This window comes from Actinotalea alkalitolerans, assembly GCF_023369855.1.
Taxonomy (GTDB): Bacteria; Actinomycetota; Actinomycetes; order Actinomycetales; family Cellulomonadaceae; genus Actinotalea.
In genome coordinates, this window is the sequence record NZ_JAMBPP010000031.1 from 1 (window position 1) to 3,427 (window position 3,427).

General features: G+C 69.6%; 2 protein-coding genes. One reads left to right on the forward strand and one right to left on the reverse strand.

Annotated features, from left to right (window positions below; translation table 11 throughout):
* Positions 1–343: 343 nt before the first annotated feature.
* Entirely contained in the window at positions 344–949 is a 606-nt protein-coding gene (locus tag M1R94_RS20160; protein WP_249383520.1) for a DUF6318 family protein, read from the reverse strand.
* Positions 950–1,180: 231 nt separating this feature from the next.
* Between M1R94_RS20160 and M1R94_RS20165 the strand changes: the two genes are divergently transcribed.
* Positions 1,181–3,346, forward strand: coding sequence for a methyl-accepting chemotaxis protein (locus tag M1R94_RS20165; RefSeq protein WP_249383521.1), 2,166 nt, complete (start codon positions 1,181–1,183; stop codon positions 3,344–3,346).
* The last annotated feature ends 81 nt before the right edge of the window (positions 3,347–3,427 follow it).

A 3,427-nucleotide genomic window follows, 5' to 3' on the forward strand; every position in this document is an offset into this window, starting at 1 on the left:
AACCGGATCACCGGCCCCGAGTCCACCCCCTCCACACACCACGTCGTGGTCGGAGCGGTGTCATTCGTCCCGCAGAAGGTATCGGCTCGGCGCATGTACAAGGTGTTCGCCTGTCGATCACGGGTAGGAGCCGCCGATTCGGAGGTGCGATCGCCCGAGACCATCACGGCGTCTCCGACCGCGACTCCCCGCCAGCTGTGCGGCGCTTCTGGCGGTGGAGCGGGAGAAGCCGCGCCCACCGCGGACGACGTCGCTACCAGTACGGCGATCGTGCATGTTGCCGTCCCGAAGGAGTGCGCCAGCCGGCGGATCGGGCGACTACCTCCGGTCTGAGGAGGACCCATCACTCGCCCTCGTCCAGAGCAATGACTTCGACCAGGATCCACCCTCGGTCGTCGACGTGAGCGACGTGGATCTCTGCCATGGAGGTGGATGCCGGGGCCCGGCTCACCTCCATGCCGTCAGCATCCTTCTCGACGGCTATGTCCTCCGCCACCTCGGTGCGAACCGAGAAGAGGTCGAAGGCGGGTTCCCAGGTGGTCTGCATGACCGAGACCTTGATCGTCCCGCCCTCGAGCGTCCCGCCTGCCCCCACGACGTTCCCCGCCGCGTCACGGGTGCCCTCGCAGAACCCGCAGGTGGCGGCGGTCATCGCGTCCCACTCGGTGAGGTCGCCGGTCTGCAGCACGTAGGGGTAGAGGGACATGAAGTACTCGGCTGCCGCGGCCGCACCGACCTCGTCGGTGCGGTCCATCTCGGCGGGTCGCTCGGGCTTGGTCACCGGTTCGACGGTGGGTGTCGGCGAGGGGGTGGGGAGGGGGTCGAGGGTGGCGGAGGTCGGTTGTGGTCGCGGCTCCTGGGCGCATCCGGCCAGCAGCACCGCCACCGCCACCGCGGCACCCGTCGCCCGGCAAGCACCACGAATCACCACAAAGCCCCCCGCTCGCATGCGGGGACCCTAGCAACGCGCCCCTGTCGCGCGCAGCCAGTCCGAGCGCCCTGTGGACAGGTCGTCGGGGTTGCTCCGTGCGCCCGTCGCGCAGACGGAGCGCCGCTCTTCGGCGCGCACGGAAAAGATCATCCAGATGCCGGACATGCCGATGAGGTAGGTATCCGTCCGCTGACCGGTCCTGGACTTCCACGAGGTGGACTCCGCACGATCATGCTTGAGGAGCCTCCTGTGTCATCCTTGGCCCGATCCCACCACCAGTCCGGCGCCGCCACCGAGGCCATCTCCACCGGGCGCTGGCGCCGACGGTCCAGGGGGTTGCGTGCTCAGCTGGCTCTGGTGGGGGTCGGTTCGGTCGTCCTGACGGCGGTGCTGCTCACTGCTGTCGGGGGCTGGCAGAGCCAACGCCTTGCGGCGGCTGCGACCAGCGACGTGCAGGAACTGACGAGTGCCTCCTTGGTCACCACGGTTGAGCAGGCCAGGACGCTCGTCGCCACCCAGGTCACCACGGTGACGGCGGGGCTCGAGGGCGACCTCGCCGTCGCCGAGCAGGTACTCCGTGAAGCCGGCGAGCTTGACTTCGACGGTGCCGTGGCGTGGACCGCGAGCCACCAGGTCTCTGGTGCGGCGGTGGAGGTCGAGCTGCCGAGGCTGACCGTCGGCGGGCAGTGGCTCGGCCAGAACCGGGACCAGTCGGTCGCCACCCCGGTCGTCGACGAGATCGCCGACCTGCTCGGAGTCGCCGTCACCGTCTTCCAGCGCATGAACCCGGAGGGCGACATGCTTCGAGTCGCCACGACCGTGCCCCACCAAGACGGAGGGCGGGCCATCGGAACGTACATCGGTGCAGTCGCCCCCGACGGCTCGACGAACGCCGTGGTGGGTGCGCTGCTCTCGGGCACACCGTTCTTCGGCACTGCCCAGGTCGTCGGTGAGACGTACGTGACGGCGTACTCGCCCATCCTGCTCGACGGCGACGTCGTCGGCGCCCTGTTCGTCGGTGTGCCGCAGGCCGGTGTCGACGCGCCGCTGCGTGCGGCTCTGGAGCAGATCGTCGTCGGTGAGTCGGGGTTCGTGACGGTCATGGACGCCGCCGGTCGGTACGTGGTCGCGCCCCCCGGTGCGACCGCGGGCTCAGACGCCCTCGTCGCGGTCGACGCAGGGGGTGTCGTCTACTCTCAGGCCCTCCTTGATGCTGCTGCCGAGCTCTCAGACGGGGCGACGGATCGACGGCATGTCGATCTTGGTCTCGGCGGTGGCGCGTCGGTGCAGTTCACGAGCTTCGCGCCGTGGGGCTGGACCATCGCGGCGTGGGGGATGGACGCGGACCTCAACACCGTCGCCGACCGCCTTGACGCCGGGTCGGCCGCACTGCTGCGCAACCTGCTGGGCGCGGGTGTGCTGATTGCGGCGGCGATCACCGGAGTGATCGTGTGGTCCTCGGGGCGGATCGTCGCCCGCATCGGGAGGCTCACCGCAGCCCTGCGACGGGTGGCCGACCGGGACCTGTCCGTCGAGGTCGTCGCAGAGGGCGACGACGAGATCGGTGCCATGGGGCAGGCTCTGCGAGAAGCTGTCCAGGGCATGCGTGGAGCGGTCCAGCGCATGCAACGTAGTGCTGACGTGCTGCACAGCACGGCAGCGGGGCTCGACGCGTCGAGCGTCACGCTCGAGCAGGTCGCGGGTCAGGCCGACCTGAGGGCTTCTCAGGGGGCGGAGTCGGCGAGCGTCGTCTCTTCAGAGGTGCAGTCGGTGACCGCCGCGATGACCGAGATGCGCACCTCGATCGAGTCGGTGAGCGGGGACATCCACTCGGCGTCGACCCAGGCAGCTCGTGCCGTCAGCCTGACGAACGACGCCGGGCTGTCCGCGCAACGCCTCGGGGGATCCTCGGCCGAGATCGGTATCGTGCTGCGTTCCATCACGGCGATCGCCGAGCAGACAAACCTCCTCGCGCTCAACGCCACCATAGAGGCGGCACGGGCGGGTGAGGCAGGAAAGGGCTTCGCGGTCGTCGCAGGTGAGGTCAAGGACCTCGCACGGCAGACGGCGGCGGCGATCGAGGCGATCGCACCGGTCCTCACGGGTGTCACGACCGACGCCGAGGAGGTGCGCGAAGCGGTCGCACGCATTACGGCGGCGATCGCGGAGGTCGACGAGCGGCAGGCGTCGATCGCCGCGATCGTAGAGCAGCAGAGCGTCACGACCACCGAGATCGAGCGGAACCTGGTCCGTGCGGCCGGTGGGACGACCGACATCGCGGAGAGCATGTCGGTGGTGGCCCGGACCGTGCAGGGAACGTCCGGCCAGGTGGGCGAGGTGCGTATCGCCGTCGAGGGACTGTCGCGCGTGGCCGGCGAACTCACTGACGGCGTGCGCGAGTTCACCCTGGACTGAGACCTGGTCAGTAGCTGTCGACGAGGTGGGTGCGGGCTTCGAGGACGTCCAAGGGTGGGGTGGTGGCGGTGGTGGTGGCGT